The 16,364-nt window shown below is 72.8% G+C and carries 16 protein-coding genes; 9 read left to right on the plus strand and 7 right to left on the minus strand.

Translation table 11 applies throughout. From position 1 onward, the window contains the following. Positions 1-48: 48 nt before the first annotated feature. Positions 49-1,329 (minus strand): phosphopyruvate hydratase, encoded by a 1,281-nt coding sequence (gene eno, locus DK419_RS25440; RefSeq protein ID WP_109961550.1) that lies wholly within the window; start codon positions 1,327-1,329, stop codon positions 49-51. Between the two features lie 195 nt (positions 1,330-1,524). On the opposite strand from eno, the gene queF reads away from it, so the two are divergent. Next, complete coding sequence (queF, locus tag DK419_RS25445; protein ID WP_109962499.1) at positions 1,525-1,977, plus strand: preQ(1) synthase; 453 nt, start codon at positions 1,525-1,527, stop codon at positions 1,975-1,977. A gap of 67 nt (positions 1,978-2,044) precedes the next feature. On the opposite strand, the gene DK419_RS25450 is transcribed toward queF, so the two are convergent. From DK419_RS25450 to kdsA, 3 genes are all read right to left on the minus strand, one after another. Next, the gene (locus DK419_RS25450; RefSeq protein ID WP_109961551.1) at positions 2,045-2,374 is read right to left on the minus strand and encodes a hypothetical protein; all 330 of its coding nucleotides are present in this window, start codon (positions 2,372-2,374) and stop codon (positions 2,045-2,047) included. A gap of 219 nt (positions 2,375-2,593) precedes the next feature. Beyond that, entirely contained in the window at positions 2,594-3,805 is a 1,212-nt protein-coding gene (locus tag DK419_RS25455) for an MFS transporter (RefSeq protein ID WP_425352616.1), read from the minus strand. Beyond that, the gene (gene kdsA / locus DK419_RS25460; RefSeq protein ID WP_109961553.1) at positions 3,783-4,667 is read right to left on the minus strand and encodes a 3-deoxy-8-phosphooctulonate synthase; all 885 of its coding nucleotides are present in this window, start codon (positions 4,665-4,667) and stop codon (positions 3,783-3,785) included. Before kdsA ends, DK419_RS25455 begins: the two co-directional genes overlap by 23 nt. Before the next feature lie 434 nt (positions 4,668-5,101). Here kdsA and DK419_RS25465 point away from each other — a divergent pair, with 434 nt between their 5' ends. Next, positions 5,102-5,551: a DMT family transporter gene (locus tag DK419_RS25465; RefSeq protein WP_162561403.1), complete on the plus strand. Its 450-nt coding sequence runs from the start codon at positions 5,102-5,104 to the stop codon at positions 5,549-5,551. Here the strand turns inward: DK419_RS25465 and DK419_RS25470 are convergent. Beyond that, positions 5,548-5,757 (minus strand): hypothetical protein, encoded by a 210-nt coding sequence (locus tag DK419_RS25470; RefSeq protein ID WP_109961555.1) that lies wholly within the window; start codon positions 5,755-5,757, stop codon positions 5,548-5,550. The genes DK419_RS25465 and DK419_RS25470 overlap by 4 nt on opposite strands. Positions 5,758-6,164: 407 nt before the next feature. Here DK419_RS25470 and DK419_RS25475 point away from each other — a divergent pair, with 407 nt between their 5' ends. Both DK419_RS25475 and DK419_RS25480 read left to right on the plus strand, forming a co-directional pair. Continuing rightward, positions 6,165-7,700, plus strand: coding sequence for an ATPase domain-containing protein (locus DK419_RS25475; protein WP_167450848.1), 1,536 nt, complete (start codon positions 6,165-6,167; stop codon positions 7,698-7,700). Next, the gene (locus tag DK419_RS25480) at positions 7,697-8,737 is read left to right on the plus strand and encodes a sensor histidine kinase (RefSeq protein ID WP_109961556.1); all 1,041 of its coding nucleotides are present in this window, start codon (positions 7,697-7,699) and stop codon (positions 8,735-8,737) included. The genes DK419_RS25475 and DK419_RS25480 overlap by 4 nt, the downstream gene beginning before the upstream one ends. An 87-nt stretch (positions 8,738-8,824) precedes the next feature. Here DK419_RS25480 and DK419_RS25485 read toward each other — a convergent pair whose 3' ends face one another. Further along, positions 8,825-9,958: an alpha/beta hydrolase gene (locus tag DK419_RS25485; protein WP_109961557.1), complete on the minus strand. Its 1,134-nt coding sequence runs from the start codon at positions 9,956-9,958 to the stop codon at positions 8,825-8,827. 242 nt (positions 9,959-10,200) lie between these two features. Between DK419_RS25485 and DK419_RS25490 the strand changes: the two genes are divergently transcribed. Continuing rightward, positions 10,201-10,749, plus strand: a complete 549-nt coding sequence (locus DK419_RS25490) for a cation efflux transmembrane domain-containing protein (RefSeq protein ID WP_245443064.1) — start codon at positions 10,201-10,203, stop codon at positions 10,747-10,749. A gap of 27 nt (positions 10,750-10,776) precedes the next feature. Here the strand turns inward: DK419_RS25490 and DK419_RS25495 are convergent, their stop codons facing one another. Continuing rightward, on the minus strand, positions 10,777-11,196 hold the full coding sequence (locus DK419_RS25495; protein ID WP_109961558.1) for an RrF2 family transcriptional regulator: 420 nt from the start codon (positions 11,194-11,196) through the stop codon (positions 10,777-10,779). Positions 11,197-11,607: 411 nt separating this feature from the next. Here DK419_RS25495 and DK419_RS25500 point away from each other — a divergent pair, with 411 nt between their 5' ends. The 4 genes from DK419_RS25500 (at position 11,608) to DK419_RS25515 (ending at position 16,354) form a co-directional block, all read left to right on the plus strand. Further along, positions 11,608-11,844, plus strand: coding sequence for a DUF6894 family protein (locus DK419_RS25500; protein WP_109961559.1), 237 nt, complete (start codon positions 11,608-11,610; stop codon positions 11,842-11,844). A 156-nt stretch (positions 11,845-12,000) separates the two neighbouring features. Further along, positions 12,001-13,863, plus strand: coding sequence for a glycoside hydrolase family 15 protein (locus DK419_RS25505; protein WP_109961560.1), 1,863 nt, complete (start codon positions 12,001-12,003; stop codon positions 13,861-13,863). Positions 13,864-13,985: 122 nt separating this feature from the next. Beyond that, a complete protein-coding gene (metG, locus tag DK419_RS25510; RefSeq protein ID WP_109961561.1) occupies positions 13,986-15,545 on the plus strand; it encodes a methionine--tRNA ligase in 1,560 nt (519 codons plus the stop codon). After that, entirely contained in the window at positions 15,545-16,354 is an 810-nt protein-coding gene (locus DK419_RS25515) for a TatD family hydrolase (protein WP_109961562.1), read from the plus strand. The genes metG and DK419_RS25515 overlap by 1 nt, the downstream gene beginning before the upstream one ends. Positions 16,355-16,364: the final 10 nt, after the last annotated feature.

Here is a 16,364-nt window from a genome sequence, read left to right on the forward strand (position 1 = left end):
TTTCTCTCAAGCGCGGGGAGGGGCGTTCGAGCCCCTCCACCGGCAAGATCAGCCGATCTTCAGCGCATTGCGGCCGAGGTAGCGGGCCTGCGAGCCGAGGCCCTCCTCGATGCGGATGAGCTGGTTGTACTTGGCCAATCTGTCCGAGCGGGCGAGCGAGCCGGTCTTGATCTGCCCGCAATTGGTCGCGACGGCGAGGTCGGCGATGGTCGCGTCCTCGGTCTCGCCGGAGCGGTGCGACATCACCGCGGTGTAGCCGGCGCGGTGGGCCATGTCGACGGCGGCCAGGGTCTCGGTGAGCGAGCCGATCTGGTTGACCTTCACCAGGATCGAGTTCGCCGTGCCCTTGGCGATGCCCTCCGACAGGCGCGCGACGTTGGTCACGAACAGGTCGTCGCCGACGAGCTGGCAGCGGTCGCCGACGGCGTCGGTGAGCGCCTTCCAGCCGGCCCAGTCGTCCTCGGACATGCCGTCCTCGATCGACAGGATCGGGTAGGCGTCGACGAGCTTGGCGAGATAGGCGGCCTGGGCCTGCGGGTCGCGGGTCTGGCCCTCGCCCTCGTAGACGTACGACCCGTTCTTGAAGAACTCGGTGGCGGCACAGTCGAGCGCCAGCACGATGTCGCGGCCGGGCTCGAAGCCGGCGGCGCGGATCGAGTCCATGACGAAGTCGAGCGCGGCTTCCGCCGAGGGGAGGTTGGGGGCGAATCCGCCCTCGTCGCCCACGTTGGTGTTGTGGCCGGCCTTCTTCAGGGCGCCCTTGAGGGTGTGGAACACCTCGGCGCCCCAGCGCACCGCCTCGGCGAGCGAGTCGGCGCCCACCGGCATGATCATGAATTCCTGGAAGTCGATCGGGTTGTCGGCATGCGCCCCGCCGTTGATGATGTTCATCATCGGCACCGGCAGGATCCGGGCCTGGGTGCCGCCGACGTAGCGGTAGAGCGGCAGGCCGGAGGCCTCGGCGGCGGCCTTGGCGACGGCGAGCGAGACGCCCAGGATCGCGTTGGCGCCGAGCCGCGCCTTGTTGGGCGTGCCGTCGAGCTCGATCATCGCCTCGTCGATGGCGGCCTGCTCCTCGGCGTCCATGCCGCCGATCGCGTCCAGGATCTCGCCGTTGACGGCCTCGACCGCCTTCAGCACGCCCTTGCCGCCGTAGCGGGACTTGTCGCCGTCGCGCAGCTCCACCGCCTCGTGCGCGCCGGTCGAGGCGCCCGAGGGAACGGCGGCGCGGCCGAAGGAGCCGTCCTCCAGGAGGACGTCGACCTCGACGGTGGGATTGCCCCGGCTGTCGAGGATCTGGCGGGCGGCGATGTTGGTGATCGCGGTCATGAGAGGGATCTCTCGGGCAGGCTCTGAGGGTTCGCGCGGCTTATCGGCCAAGATGCCGCCTGCGGCAAGCCGCCCAAGGGTCCGGTGCTGGGGAAGAGCGCCGGGTGCGCGGACGGCGGCCCGGGCTCGTCCTGCGCAAGGCCGGCGGTTTCGCGCGGGCCCGCGCGGGTCTATGAGGGCGGCATGACCCAAGACATGACGCAACACGCCCGGCAGCTCGGGCAGCCCACCGCCCAGCCGCGCTCGCCCGAGGAGGCCCAGCTCGACCGCGTGCCGAACCCGCACCCGGACACCGATTACTGCGCCCGCTTCACCGCGCCGGAATTCACCTCGCTCTGCCCGGTCACCGGCCAGCCCGACTTCGCCATCCTGGTGATCGACTACGTGCCGGACCGGTGGCTGGTCGAGTCGAAGTCGCTGAAGCTCTACCTGCACAGCTTTCGCGATCACGGCGCCTTCCACGAGGATTGCACCGTCGGCATCGGCCGCCGGCTGACCGCGCTCCTGGAGCCGCGCTACCTGCGCATCGGCGGCTACTGGTACCCGCGCGGCGGCATCCCGATCGACGTGTTCTGGCAGACCGGCACCCCGCCGGCCTCGGTCTGGCTGCCCGACCAGGGCGTGCCGCCGTACCGGGCGCGCGGCTGAGGCGCACGAAGAAAAGGCGGCCGGGTCGCCCCGGCCGCCTCTCTCGGATTCACGTTCGCGTCAGGCCTCAGTAGCCGTACCCGTAGGCCGGGGCCGGGGCGCCGTAGCCATACCCGTAGCCGTTGCGGCGGGCCGCATCGGCCGCGGCGGCCGCACCGATCGCGCCGACCGCCGCACCCGCGATGCCGAGGCCGACCGCGGCGCCCGGCGAGATGCCGCGGCGACGGCCGCCATAGGCGTAGGGCCGGCCGGCATAGCCGCGGCCATACCCGTGACCGTATCCACCATGGCCGTAGCCGTGGCCGCGCCAGCCTTGAGCCTGCGCCGGCGAGGGCGCGACGGTGGACATGGCGCCGAGGGCGACGGCGAGGGCCGGGATGATCGCCAGCTTGCGCATCGTTGATCTCCTGTTTTCGTTCAAGCCATATGACCCGGATAACGACCTCGGCCGGCAAGGGTTCCGAGAATCGTCGGTTCCCGTAATCGTTCCGCCCGGGCCCGCCCGCCTGCGCTGCGACGAACCGGTGCTCCGGCTGCCGCAACGGGGGGCATGACTGATGCTGATCCTGCCGCGGGCCGCCTGAACTCCGGATGAACTTGCCCCGCGGGCGGATCGTCAGCCCGGGCGGGCCAGCCGGCGGGCGGTGACGAGCCCGAGGACCAGGATCGCGGCGGCGCACACGCCCAACGCCGGCAGCTGGCCGAGGGTTTCGAGGCCGAGGCCCAGCACCGCGACGCCGATCGCCTGGCCGCAGAAGAACGAGAAGGCGTGCAGCGCCACCGCCGAGGCCCGGGCCTCCGGCGCCACCTCGGTCACCTGCACCTGGAAGGTGTTGTGCAGCATGTAGAAGCCGAGCCCGAGCGCCACGAGGGCCGCGCAATCGGCCTGCCACGAGCCGGCGAGCCCGACGATCATCAGGGCGGCGCCCGAGACCGCGCCGCCGGCCATCAGCATCCGCGTCTGGCCGAGGAAGCGCAGGAGCAGCCCGACGGCGAGGGAGTAGGCCAGGCCCCCGGCGGCGAAGCCCGCGAGCACGAGGCCGGCCTCCTTGGGCCCGCCCTCGCCGCGCGCCTCGATCAGGTGGGCGAGGTGCGGGAAGATGCCGAACACCGCGATCGCCTCGACGAAGACGGCGGAAAACAGCACCCGGGCGCGGGGGTTGCGCAGGATGGCGCGGTAGCGCGAGAGCGCCGGCGCGAGGGCGAAGCGCCCGCCGGCGGCGCGCAGGCGCCGGGCGAAGCCGAGGGCGACGCCGAGAAGGCCCAGGCCCCCGACCCCGGCGGCGAGGCAGAACACGCCGCGCCAGCCGATCGCGCCCTCGATCAGCCCGGCGATCGTGGAGCCGGAGAGCTGCCCGAGGATCACCGCGACGAGGAAGCGGCCGATCGCGACCTGGCGCCGCTCCATCGGGATGCGGTCGCCCATCATGGCGAGCGAGAGCGGGATCACCCCGCCGGCCGCCGCGCCCGCGAGCATGCGCAGGCCGAACAGGGTGCCGATGTCGCCCGCCGCCGCGCAGGCCGCGAGCGCCAGGGTGAGCACGAACAGGCAGGCCACCACCACCCGCTCCTTGCCGAGCGCGTCGCCGACCGGCCCGAGCACCGGCTGGATCAGCGCGTAGGGCAGCGCGAAGGCGGTGGAGAGGAGCGCCACGGTGGCGGGCGGGCTCGCGAGGTCCCGGGCGAGCACGCCGACGAGCGGCTCGACCACCCGCCCCGCGAAGGTGCTGGCGAAGCCCCCGGCGGCCAGGACGGCGATCAGGCGGGACGGGGAATCGCTCGCGGCCTGCATCGCCGCCGCCCCGTCAGCCGCCGGTCCCCTCCGCATGTCGGGCCTTGGCCAGCCGGTCGAAGGCCTGGAGCTCGGCGAGCAGGGCCGGCATCTGCCGCAAGGGGACCATGTTGGGCCCGTCGGAGGGCGCCCGGTCGGGATCCTGGTGGGTCTCGATGAACACGCCGGCGACGCCGACCGCCACCGCGGCCCGGGCCAGCACCGGCACGAATTCGCGCTGGCCGCCGGAGGTGGCGCCCTGGCCGCCGGGCTGCTGCACCGAGTGGGTGGCGTCGAACACCACCGGCAGGCCGCCGCTCACCTGCGCCATGATCGGCAGGGCGCGCATGTCCGAAACGAGCGTGTTGTAGCCGAAGGAGGCGCCGCGCTCGGTCAGCAGCACGTCGGGGTTGCCCGCGCCGGTGATCTTGGCGGCCACGTGGGCCATGTCCCAGGGGGCGAGGAACTGCCCCTTCTTCACGTTGACGACCCGGCCGGTGGCGGCGGCCGCGAGCAGGAGGTCGGTCTGACGGCACAGGAAGGCGGGGATCTGCAGGATGTCGACGGCCTCGGCCGCCGCCGCGCAGTGGCCGGCCTCGTGCACGTCGGTGACGACCGGGAGCCCCAGGCTCTCGCGGATCTCGGCGAAGATCGGCAACGCCTGTTCGAGGCCGAGGCCCCGGCTCGACCCGGCCGAGGTGCGGTTCGCCTTGTCGAACGACGACTTGAAGACGAGGCCGAGCCCGAGAGCCGCCGTCATCTCCTTGAGGGCGCTCGCGACCTCGAGGGCGTGGCTCCGGCTCTCCAGGGCGCAGGGGCCGGCGATCAGGCTCAGCGGCAGGTGGTTGCCGAAGCGGACGGCGCCGGCCGTCACGGTGACGGGGGCGGCGGGGGCGGGCGAGGGAGATTGGGTCGGCATGACTCGGAGGGGTAGCGGGTTTCGGCGGGCGCGGGAAGGTGTGAGAGGGAAGCGGATCGTCCCCAAGTCCGGACGGGCCCAAGTCCGGACGGGCCGTGCATCCCCGCACCTGCGGGGACCATCGGGAACCGGCCGCTCATACCGGTCCGGTTGCAGGTCCATCCCGGCGCCCGCGAGGAGCCCCCTTCCGAGGAGCCCTCGGCGCGCGTTTCACGGGGTCGGGGAGCGTACCGGCCCTCATGGTTCCTTGCCGCTCCGGGATGCCGCGTGCCGGGGGCAGCATCCAGGGCCATCCGCCCTCCCGAGGAGCGGCGTTGTCCACGCCTGTTCCATCTCCGATATTTGACATTCATCCATCATAGGAGATGATTGCGGCACGACAGGAGCCGCATCATGCCGACCCGGCGCCCCCTCTCACCGACCCGAGCCGCCCGATGACCGGCGCGGCTCTCCTCTGCCTCGTCGCCGGGGCGGCGCTGGTTTTGCAGAACGCCCTGATGGGGGCGATCGTGGCGCGGGGAACCGGGCTGACCGGGGCGCTCCTGTGCAACTCGCTGGTCGGGCTGTCGCTGCTCGGCCTCGTCGAGGCCTGGCGCAGCGGGCCGGCCTTCCCGCTGCGCCTGATCGAGCGGGCGGAGCCGTGGTTCCTGGTGCCGGGGCTCCTCGGCACGCTGGTCGTGGCCGCGAGCCTCTACGGCTACCGCCAGCAGGGGGCGACCGTCACGGTGGCGCTGGTGGTGGCGGGTCAGCTGGCGGCGGGGATCGCCGGCGACGCGGCGGGCCTGACCGGCCGCCGCGGGGCTCTCGGCGTGGAGACCTGGATCGGGGCCGCGCTGCTCGTCGCCGGCGCGGTCCTGATCCTGCGGGGGCGGGGGGCGGCCTAACCCCGGACGCCCCGGGGTGCCTCGACGGCGCCGGACGCGGCGGCCAGGCCGTCCGGCGCAGGCCCGTGGCCGAACAGGTTGACGGCCACGTGGAGGCCGATGGCGGGTCCGAAGACCAGGGCCAGCATGAGAAGCAGCACGGTCACGACGCTGCGGTCGCGGGTGGCGGCGGCGCCGGAGCGGGCGCGCATCGTCATCAGGGTCATGGCTCACCTCGTTCGACCGGCCGCATCGGCGCCGGTCGCGGGCGAGCCCGATCAGCGATCAGGCGCGGGTCACGCGAGGCGGTACCGAGGCGGCGCGGTCCGTCGACTACTGTCGCTGGGCATGGGGGATCAGGGATTCCGGTGATGCCGCGCACGGCCGATTCGTCGACCATCCGCGGATGAGGGCCACATGCGGGCGAACCCCCGCCGCGTCAAGGGGCAGGGCGCGCTTTTTCCCCGCACCGCGCGGTCCCCACCATGCGTCCCGCGCCGTGCGCGTCCCGCCCGGCGCGGGATCCTCGACGCACAAGCCCTTTGTTCTCGCCGCATTTCTTTGCCACAAGCCGGGGCATCTGCGCCGGACGCCGAGCGGGCCGGCACCCCACCCGACAAGCAGCCTGCCGTCCATGCCCGATCCCGTGCCTGCCCCCACCGACGACGCGGCCCCGATCCCGACTGGGGTGCCGGGCTTCGACTCCATCCTGGAGGGCGGCTTCGCCGCCAACCGCGCCCACCTGGTCGAGGGGCGGCCGGGCTCGGGCAAGACCACGCTCGCGCTGCAATTCCTCCTCGACGGCGCGCGGCTCGGCGAGCGCTGCCTCTACATCACCCTGTCCGAGAGCCGCCGCGAGCTCGCCTCGGTGGCCTCCCGCCACGGCTGGTCGCTGGACGGCATCGAGATCTTCGAACTGGTGCCCCCCGAGCTCAGCCTCGATCCGCGCCAGCAGCAGAGCCTCGTCCACTCCTCCGACCTCGAGCTCGGCGAGACCGTGCGCCTCGCCATCGCGGAGATCGACCGGGTCAAGCCGCAGCGGGTGGTGTTCGACAGCCTGTCGGAGATCCGGCTGCTCTCGCAGGGCTCGCTGCGCTACCGCCGCCAGGTGCTGGCGCTGCGCAGCTACCTGCTGATCCACGACACCACCGCGCTCCTCCTCGACGACCTCACCGCCGAGCAGGACGACCTCAACCTGCACAGCCTCTGCCACGCGGTGATCCAGCTCGAGCAGCTTGCGCCCCTCTACGGCGGCGAGCGCCGGCGCCTGCGGGTGATCAAGATGCGCGGCACCCGTTTCCGCGGCGGCTTCCACGACTTCGTCATCCGCCGCGGCGGCCTCACGGTGTTCCCGCGGCTGATCGCGGCCGAGCACGGCCACCCCTACGAGGCCGACCGCCTCGGCAGCGGCAACGACGGCCTCGACGCGCTGCTCGGCGGCGGGCTCGACCGGGGCACCAGCACGATGCTGCTCGGCCCCTCGGGCGTCGGCAAGTCCTCGACCGCGCTCGCCTACGTGACGGCGGCGCTGGACCGCGGCGAGCGCGGGCTGATCCTGAGCTTCGACGAGCCGGCCGGGATCCTGCGGCGCCGGGCCGCCGGCCTCGGGATGGACATCGCCGAGCCGATCGCCGACGCCCGCCTGCGGGTCGAGCAGATCGACCCGGCGGAGGTCTCGCCGGGCGAGCTCGCCGCGATGGTGCGCGACGCGGTCGAGCGCGAGGGCGTGCGCCTGGTGCTGATCGACTCGCTCACCGGCTACCAGAACGCGATGCCGGGCGAGCAGTACCTCCTGCTGCAGATGCACGAGATCCTGACCTATCTGAACCAGCAGGGCGTGACGACGCTACTGGTGCTGGCCCAGCACGGGCTCGTCGGACAGATGTCCGCCACCGTCGACCTGACCTACCTCAGCGACACCGTGGTGCTGTTCCGGTTCTTCGAGGCGGACGGGCACTTGCGCCGGGCGGTGTCGGTGGTCAAGAAGAGGGTGGGGCCGCACGAGGACACCATCCGGGAACTTCGGATCGACCGCGACGGTTTGCGTGTCGGCGAGCCGCTGACGGGGTTCCGGGGCGTCCTGACGGGCGTGCCGAGCTTCCACGGCCGCCTTCTGGAGGCGGGCGCGGGCCCCGAGCGGGATGGGCCGGCGGGATCTGGACAATCATGAGAGAGAGCGACCCCCCGGTCCTGGTCCTCGCCCCGGCCGGGCGCGACGCCGCGGTGGCGGCCAGCATCCTCGACGAGGCCGGCCTGCGGGCGGAGGTCTGCGCCGACCTTCCGGGCCTGGTCGCCCGCCTCGACGAGGGCAGCTGCGCGATCCTGACCGAGGAGGCCCTGCGCGCCTTCGACCGGCACGGGCTCGCCGCCTACCTCGCCGGGCAGGAACCGTGGTCGGACTATCCCTTCGTGCTGCTCACCCTGCGGGGCACCCCGCCGGAGGCGCGGCTGATGGAATCCCTCGGCAACGTCACCCTGCTCGAGCGGCCGTTCCACCCCGCCACCCTGGTCACCGCGACCCGCTTCGCCGTGCGGGCGCGGCGGCGCCAGCGCGAGGCGGCGGCCTTCCTGCACGAGCGCCAGCAGACCGCCGAGCGCCAGGCCCTGCTGATCCGCGAGCTGCACCACCGGGTGAAGAACACGCTCGCCACCGTGCAGGCGCTGCTGGGCGCCTCGGCGCGCGGCGCCACCAGCGTCGACGAGTTCTACCAGGGCTTCTCGGCCCGGGTGATCTCGCTCGCTAAGACCCACAACCTCCTGACGGAGGATTACTGGCAGATGGCCTCGCTCCAGGAGATGCTGGAGAACGAGCTCGGCCCCTACAACGACGAGGCGGGCAAGCGCATCGCCCTGAAAGGGCCGCTGGTCGAGCTCACCGCCGACCTCGCGGTGCCGACCGGCATGGCGATCCACGAATTGACCACCAACGCCGCCAAGCACGGCGCCCTCTCGGTGCCCGAGGGGCGCATCACCGTGGCCTGGGACGTCGACCAGGGCGAGGCCGGCCGGCGCCTGCGGCTCGACTGGACCGAGCGCGGCGGCCCGCGCACCGAGACCCCGACCCGCAAGGGCTTCGGCTCGACCCTGCTGCAGCGGGTGCTCACCATGCAGTGCGGCGCCGACATCCGCTTCGACTTCAAGCCGACGGGCCTGCACTTCCGCATGGAGGCGCCGCTGGTCGAGCACCGGACGGTGCCGCACTACTAGACAGAAACGTGAGCGTGGCGCGTCGCCGCGGCCCCGGACGAGCGCCGCCCCGGAACCCCGGGGCGGCGCTCGCCCTGCCGGTCCCCGTCAGTTCAGCGCCTGGGGATCCGCTTCGGTGAGGAAGGCCGCGACCTCGCGGAAGAACTGCATCCGGTTCTTCTCCATCATCACCGTGTGGGTGCCCTCGCCGAGCTCGACGAAGCGTTTGTAGGGCGCGCGGGCGAGCCGGGCGAAATACTCCTGCGCCTGGTAGCTCGGCAGGTCGGCGTCCCACTCGGCGTGGATGACCAGCGTCGGCACCCGGATCTCGCCGGGATCGTAGAGCGGCTTGCCGGCCTGCCAGTAGTCCTGCGAGTCGACGACGACGCCGTTCGGCGCGCGCAGCACCGGCGGCGATTGCGCGGCCCCGGCGGCGTCGGTCGCGAAGGTGGCGTCGGCCCATTGCTCGAACCAGCCCGGCGGGATCAGCGCCGCCTGCTTGTCCTCCGGCACGCCCTTGAGCCACCGCGCCCGCGCGCTGTCGCGGCTCACGCTCCGGTAGGCGCCGAGCGCCCCGCCATCGGCCCCGATGAGCGAGGGCGTGCGCGAGAGCCATTGCGGCGCGTAGAGGACGAGGCGGTTGACCGTGTCGTTGTGGGTGCTGGTGTAGAGCCCCATGGTCGAGGTGCCCCAGGACCAGCCCATCAGGTCGATCTTGTCCACCCCGCGGCGCCTGCGGATGAAGTCGACGACCTGACCGACCAGAGCGGCGGCGTCCTTGGTGCGCATGAAGGGTTTCCCCTCGGCGGCCGGGCGGCTCATCGCGGCGGGGCGGCCCGAGAGGCCGTAGCCCGGCAGGTCGACGAGGTAGACGTCGAAGCCGAGGCCCGCGAGGTAGTCCATCATCGACAGGCCGGAGAGCGGCAGGTCGAAGGCGGTCGAGGCCGGGTAGGTCGCGCCGTGGACGTAGAGCAGGATGCGGTCGGCCGCGAAGCGATCGGTGCCGGCCGGGCGCTTGTTGCGCACGTAGACCGAGACGCCGTCCTCCGGACCGGGCAGGCGGAACTCCTCTGTCTCGAGCCGGGGCGGGGCGGGGCGCGCGGCGGCCGCCGGCAGGCCGGCTCCCGTCTGCGCACCGGCGCCTCCGGCGGCGGAGGCCGCCGCGACACCGGCGAGCCCGCCGAGCACGAGCCGGCGCGGCATCCGCCCCGGCCCGGACGGGGGCCGTGATGATCGGGTCATGGTCGTGTCCTCCCTCCCGCCTGTGGCCGGCGGATGAGGGCAGTCAAGCCGGCGCAGGCCTCGAGGACAAGCGCCGGCACGGCATGGACGGGCGCCGGCACGGCATGGAACGGATGCGGGATCCCCTGGCCCGATCCCGCCGATCGGGGCATAGACGCCGAACCCTTCCTCGCCGCGAGGCAAAGCCCGTGACCGCCTCCGACCCCGATCCCGCCCTGCGCGCCACCGTGCAGCGCGTCGCCATGCTCAATCTCGGCTATTTCGGGATCGAGGCGGCGGTGGCGGTGGCGATCGGCTCGGTGGCGCTCGTCGCCGACAGCGTCGACTTCCTGGAGGATGCGGCGCTGAACCTCCTGATCGTCGCCGGGCTCGGCTGGCGGCCGGCGGCGCGGGCGCGGCTCGGCACGGTCATGGCCGGCATCCTGCTGCTGCCGGGCCTCGCGGCTGTGTGGACCGCCTGGCAGAAGATCGGGGCCTTCGCGGCCCCGGCGCCGGTGCCGCTGACCCTGACGGGGCTCGGCGCGCTCGCGGTCAACCTCGCCTGCGCGCTGATGCTGGCCCGCCACCGCGAGGGGCGCGGCAGCCTGACCCGGGCGGCCTTCCTGTCGGCCCGCAACGACGCGGTGGCCAACGTCGCCATCGTGGCGGCCGGGCTCGTCACCGCCACGACCCTGTCTCCCTGGCCCGACCTGGTGGTCGGCCTCGGCATCGCGGCGATGAACGCCGACGCCGCCCGGGAGATCTGGCAGGCCGCGCGCGCCGAGCGCCGGGCAGCCCGCGACGCCGCCTGAGAGCCTGAGCGGCGGCCCGGGGCGCGGTCACGGCTCCGCCGCGCCGCCGGGCTCGCGGGCGATCAGCTCCCTCAGGGCCGCCCCGGTCGGGCTGGCCAGCACGTCCGCCAGGGTGAACCGGTCGAGCTCGCGGATGAAGCCCCGCTCGGCCGCGTCCAGGGCGTGCTTCAAGAGGCAGCGCCCGGCGAGCGGGCAGGGGCCGCGCCCGCACTCGGCGAGGCAGCCGAGCCCCTCGAGCTCCGCCACCACGGCGCCGAGCCGCACCTCTGCCGGCGCCTGGGCGAGGCGCACGCCGCCGGACCGGCCCTGACGCGCCTCGATGTAGCCCGCGCCCGTGAGCCCGCGCGCCACCTTCTGGAGATGGTTCAGCGAGACCCCGAAGCTGCGCGCGACCGCGGGCGTCGTCGTCCACGCGCCGGCCTCCATCGCCGCGAGATAGAGCAGCATGCGCAGCGACAGGTCGGTGTAGAGCGAGAGCCGCAGGGCGCTGTCCTTCCGTCCGAGAGGCGGCCCGGACCGCCCGCCCGCAACCCATCCGCAAGTGTCGCGCGATCATCGCGCGTCGGGACGCCGACGACGATCGACGCGCGATCGTATCGCGATCGACAGGCGTCGGCCAGGGCGTGCCGACCCCCGCGCAGGCACGGTTCCGGCGCGTGCGCCAGCAAAGATGTGGCAATCTGGTAGTTCATGTACTTGTTTGTTCCGTGAGGGAAATCGGCTCTGGATAAACATTTGCGAGGGCGGGTCCTGCCGATCCGGCCTAGAGAACCGTCGCCGCGGCCCCGATCGGCAGGGCCGATCGGCGGGTTCCGGGACATTCGGCCCGACAGCCCTCTCACACCTTTGGGGCAACCCGTGCCGCACTACTTCTTCGACATCAACGACCACGACCTGTCCCATCGCGACGACGAGGGCAGCGAGTGGCCGAACCGCGCCGCCGCCGGGGCGCACGCCATGCGGATCCTGGCCGACATCGCCCGCGACGAGGCCCGCCGCCAGGACCGGCTGAACCTGTTCGTCACCATCCGCGACCAGGGCCGGGCCGTCCTCGCCGTCGCGTCCCTGGCCGTCGCCTGCACCTGGCTGGATTAGATCCGGCTGGATCAGAGCAGGCTGGATCAGATCCGGCCGGATGAGTGCGGCCGGGCCGCTCCGGCCGGCCGGGCGGCGCAAACCGTCGCGCCCCGAAACCCGCCTCCCGACGGACCGTTACCCCCGCGCTTTAACCTGTGTTGGTAGCGAGGCGACGTGACGGACCGGCCGATCGAGGACTACGCCATCATCGGCGATACCTGCACGACGGCGCTCGTCGCCCGGGACGGATCGATCGACTGGCTGTGCTGGCCCTGCCACGACAGCCCGGCGTTGTTCCTGCGCCTCCTCGACGAGGACAAGGGGGGCGCCTGCGAGATCCTGCTCGAGGGATTGCGCGAGACGCGCCGCCGCTACCGGCCCGGCACCACCATCCTGGAGACCACCTTCGTCACCGCGACCGGCACCCTGACGCTCGCCGACTTCATGCCGCTGCATCCTCTGGACGAAGTCCCCGACGAGGGCCCGGACGGCGCCCCCCACGGCCGGATCGTGCGCCTCGCCACCTGCGAGGCCGGCACGGTGACGGGCCGCTTCCGGGTGCGCCCGACCTTCGACTACGCCCGCGACGGCGCCGCCCTCGAGCCCGAGGCGGGCGGGACGGTCCTGTGCCGGCGCCTCGCCAAGCCGGAGGGCGTGCGCGTCGCGGCCTCGGTGCCGCTGACGATCGCCGGCGACCGGGTCGAGGCGGCCTTCGCGTTGCGGGCCGGGGAGGGGGCGTCGCTGGTCCTCGCCCACCGGGAGGACGACGACGGCGACGTCGGGAGCGCCGCGGCGAGCCTGTCGGCGACGCAGGGGTACTGGGAGGAATGGTCCGGGCGCTGCACCTATCACGGGCCCCACCGCGACGACGTGCTGCGCAGCGCGCTCGTGCTGAAGCTCCTGACCCACGCGCCCTCGGGCGGGATCATCGCGGCCGCCACCACCAGCCTGCCGGAGGCGGTGCCGGGCACCCGCAACTTCGATTACCGCTACGTCTGGATGCGGGATGCGAGCTTCACCGTCACGGCCTTCGTCAATCTCGGCTACGTGCGCGAGGCGGCGGAGTTCCTGCGCTTCCTGCGCGACGCCGACAAGACCCGCGGGCGCGACCTCAAGCTGATGTACGGCATCAACGGGCGCGTGCCGGAGGAGGAGATCCTCGGCCACCTGCGCGGCTGGCGCGGCGTCGGGCCGGTGCGGATCGGCAACGCGGCCTCCGGCCAGGACCAGTACGACATCTACGGCGAGTTCCTGGTGGCGCTCCACGCCTTCCTCGACGCCGTCGACTACGACCCGCCGGTCAAGGTCAACGACCATCTGCCGGAGGCGCTGGGGCACCTCACCGACCACGTCATCCGCTGCCGCGACGAGCCCGACCACGGCATCTGGGAACTGCGCGACGAGAAGCGCCAGATCCTGCACACCAAGGGCATGCTCTGGGTCGCCCTCGACCGGGCGGTGCAGATCGCGCAGGAGGTCGACGTGGCGAGCCCGGAGCGGGTCGAGGAATGGCGCAGGGTCGCCGCCGAGATCCGGGCCGAGTACCACGAGAAGGGCTGGAATGCCCAAGTCGGCGCCTACACCCAAGCCTACGGCTCGGACGACCTCGACGCCGCGGTCCTGCGCACGGTGCTGTTCGGCGCCTTCGACGCCCACGCGCCCCGGGTCGCCGCGACGCTCGACGCCGTGAGCGCCGGGCTCGGCGACGGCGACCTGGTCTACCGCTACCGCAACGACGACGGGTTCGACCACCCGGAGGCGACCTTCGCGGCCTGCGCCTTCTGGCGCGTCGGCTGCCTGGCGCTCGCGGGGCGCACGGAGGAGGCCGAGCCGCTCTTCGCCCGCCTGCTGACGCGCGGCAACGACCTCGGGCTGTTCGCCGAGGAGATCGACGCCGCCACGGGCGAGCAGCGCGGCAACGTCCCGCAGGGCTTCACCCACATGGCGATCATCAACCACGCGGTCCGCCTCGACCGGGCGGCGCGCCACCGCGAATCCCGGACCGACGAGCCGTGCCAGTGGGCGGTGGGGGCGTGAGAGCGGCGCGGAAACGCCGCCGGAGGGGTGGGCACCGCTGCCCGAATTTGCTCTAAGGCTCGGGAGAGGGCGCCGCGCGAGGCGCCCCGCGATCCGAAGCCTACTCATCCGGGAAACCTGTCGTGGCGGGCGAGCCGTACTTCATCACCACCGCCATCTCGTACCCCAACGGGGTGCCGCATATCGGGCATGCCTACGAGGTGATCGCCGCCGACGCCATCGCGCGCTTCAAGCGCCTCGACGGCTACGACGTGTTCTTCACCACCGGCACCGACGAGCACGGCCTCAAGATCCAGCAGACCGCCGCCAAGGCCGGGATCAGCCCGCGCGCCTTCGTCGACGACATGGCGCCGCGCTTCCGCACCATGGCCGAGCGGCTCGACTGCGCGTTCGACCGCTTCATCCGCACCACCGACGCCGACCACGTCGCCTCCTCGCAGGCCCTGTGGCGCCGGATGGAGGAGAACGGCGACATCTACCTCGCCAAGTATGCCGGCTGGTACTCGGTCCGCGACGAGGCCTATTACGACGAATCCGAGCTCGTCACCGCACCCGACGGCAGCCGCCGGGCGGAGAAGACCGGCACGCCCGTCGAGTGGGTCGAGGAGGAGAGCTACTTCTTCCGGCTCTCGGCCTACGCCGAGCGCCTGCTCGCCCATTACGAGGCCCATCCCGACTTCATCGGCCCCGAGACCCGCCGCAACGAGGTCGTGAGCTTCGTCCGCTCCGGCCTGCAGGACCTGTCGGTCAGCCGCACCACCTTCGACTGGGGCGTGCCGGTGCCGGGCAACCCGGCCCACGTGATGTACGTCTGGGTCGACGCGCTGACGAACTACATCACGTCCTGCGGTTTCCCCGACGAGGCCGACCCGCGCTGGCGCCACTGGCCGGCGGACCTCCACGTCATCGGCAAGGACATCATCCGCTTCCACGCGGTGTACTGGCCGGCCTTCCTGATGTCGGCCGGTCTCCCGGTCCCCAGGCGCGTCTTCGGCCACGGCTTCCTCCTCAACAAGGGGGAGAAGATGTCGAAGTCGGTCGGCAACGTCGTCGACCCGGTCGGCCTCGCCGACACCTACGGCGTCGATCCCTTGCGCTACTTCGTGCTGCGCGAGGTGCCGTTCGGCCAGGACGGCAGCTACTCGCACGAGGCGATCGTCAACCGCCTCAACGCCGACCTCGCCAACGACCTCGGCAACCTCGCCCAGCGCTCGCTGACCATGATCGCCCGCAATTGCGGCGGCCAGATCCCCGCGCCCTTCCCGAGCGCGGGCGAGTTCTCGGCCGCGGACCGGGCGCTGCTGGCGCTCGCCGACGCGCTGCCGGAGAAGGCGAGGGGGCTGATGCAGGACCTCGCCCTGCACGCGGTGCTGGCCGAGATCTGGGCGGTGGTGGCCGAGGCCAACCGCTACTTCGCCGGCCAGGAGCCGTGGGCCCTCCGCAAGACGGACCCGGCGCGGATGGAGGCGGTGCTCTACACCACCGCCGAGGTGCTGCGGGCGGTCGGCATCCTGGTCCAGCCCTTCATCCCGACGGCCGCCGCCCGGCTCCTCGACCTCCTGGCGGTCGGCCCCGAGGCGCGCAAACTCGCCGATGTCGGACCGGACGGGCGCCTCGTGCCCGGCACGAGCCTGCCGGCGCCGAGCCCGATCTTCCCGCGCTACGTGGAGCCGGACGCCTGATGCCGGTCGACAGCCCGCGAGGCGTGAGCCTGGTCGACAGCCACTGCCACCTCGATTCGCCCGGCCTCGCCGAGCGGCTGCCCGAGGTGCTGGCCCGCGCGAGGAGCGCCGGGATCGACCGGATGGTGACGATCTCGACCCGGGTCGCCCGGTTCGAGACCTACCGGGCTCTCAGCGAGGCCCACCCGGAGGTGCTGTTCACGATCGGCACCCATCCGCACCAGGCCGGCGAGGAGCCGGACGTGACCGCCGACGAGATCGTCGCGCTGTCGCGCCACCCGCGCTGCGTCGGCATCGGCGAGGCCGGGCTCGACTACCACTACGACTACGCCCCGCGGGAGGTGCAGGCCAGCGTGTTCCGCACCCACATCGCGGCGGCGCGCGAGAGCGGGCTGCCGCTCGTCATCCACGCCCGCGAGGCCGACGAGGACGTCGGCCGGATCCTCACCGAGGAGATGGCGCGCGGAGAGTTCCGGGCGGTGCTGCACTGCTTCTCGTCGGGCCGGCGCCTCGCCGAGATCGGGGTCGAGCTCGGCCTGTTCGTGTCGTTCTCGGGCATCGTCACGTTCCGCAACTCCGACGAGATCCGGTCGATCGCGGCCTCGGTCCCGCGCGACCGCCTCCTGGTCGAGACCGACGCGCCCTACCTCGCGCCGGTGCCGCATCGCGGCCGGCCGAACGAGCCGGCCTTCGTCGCCGACACCGCCCGGGTGCTGGCCGCGACCCTGGGCCTCGAGCCCGACGACCTCGCGGCCCTCACCACCGACAACTTCTACCGCCTGTTCGACAAGGCCGCCGCGCACCGCTGAGGGTTTTCCC

This window comes from Methylobacterium terrae, assembly GCF_003173755.1.
GTDB lineage: Bacteria > Pseudomonadota > Alphaproteobacteria > Rhizobiales > Beijerinckiaceae > Methylobacterium > Methylobacterium terrae.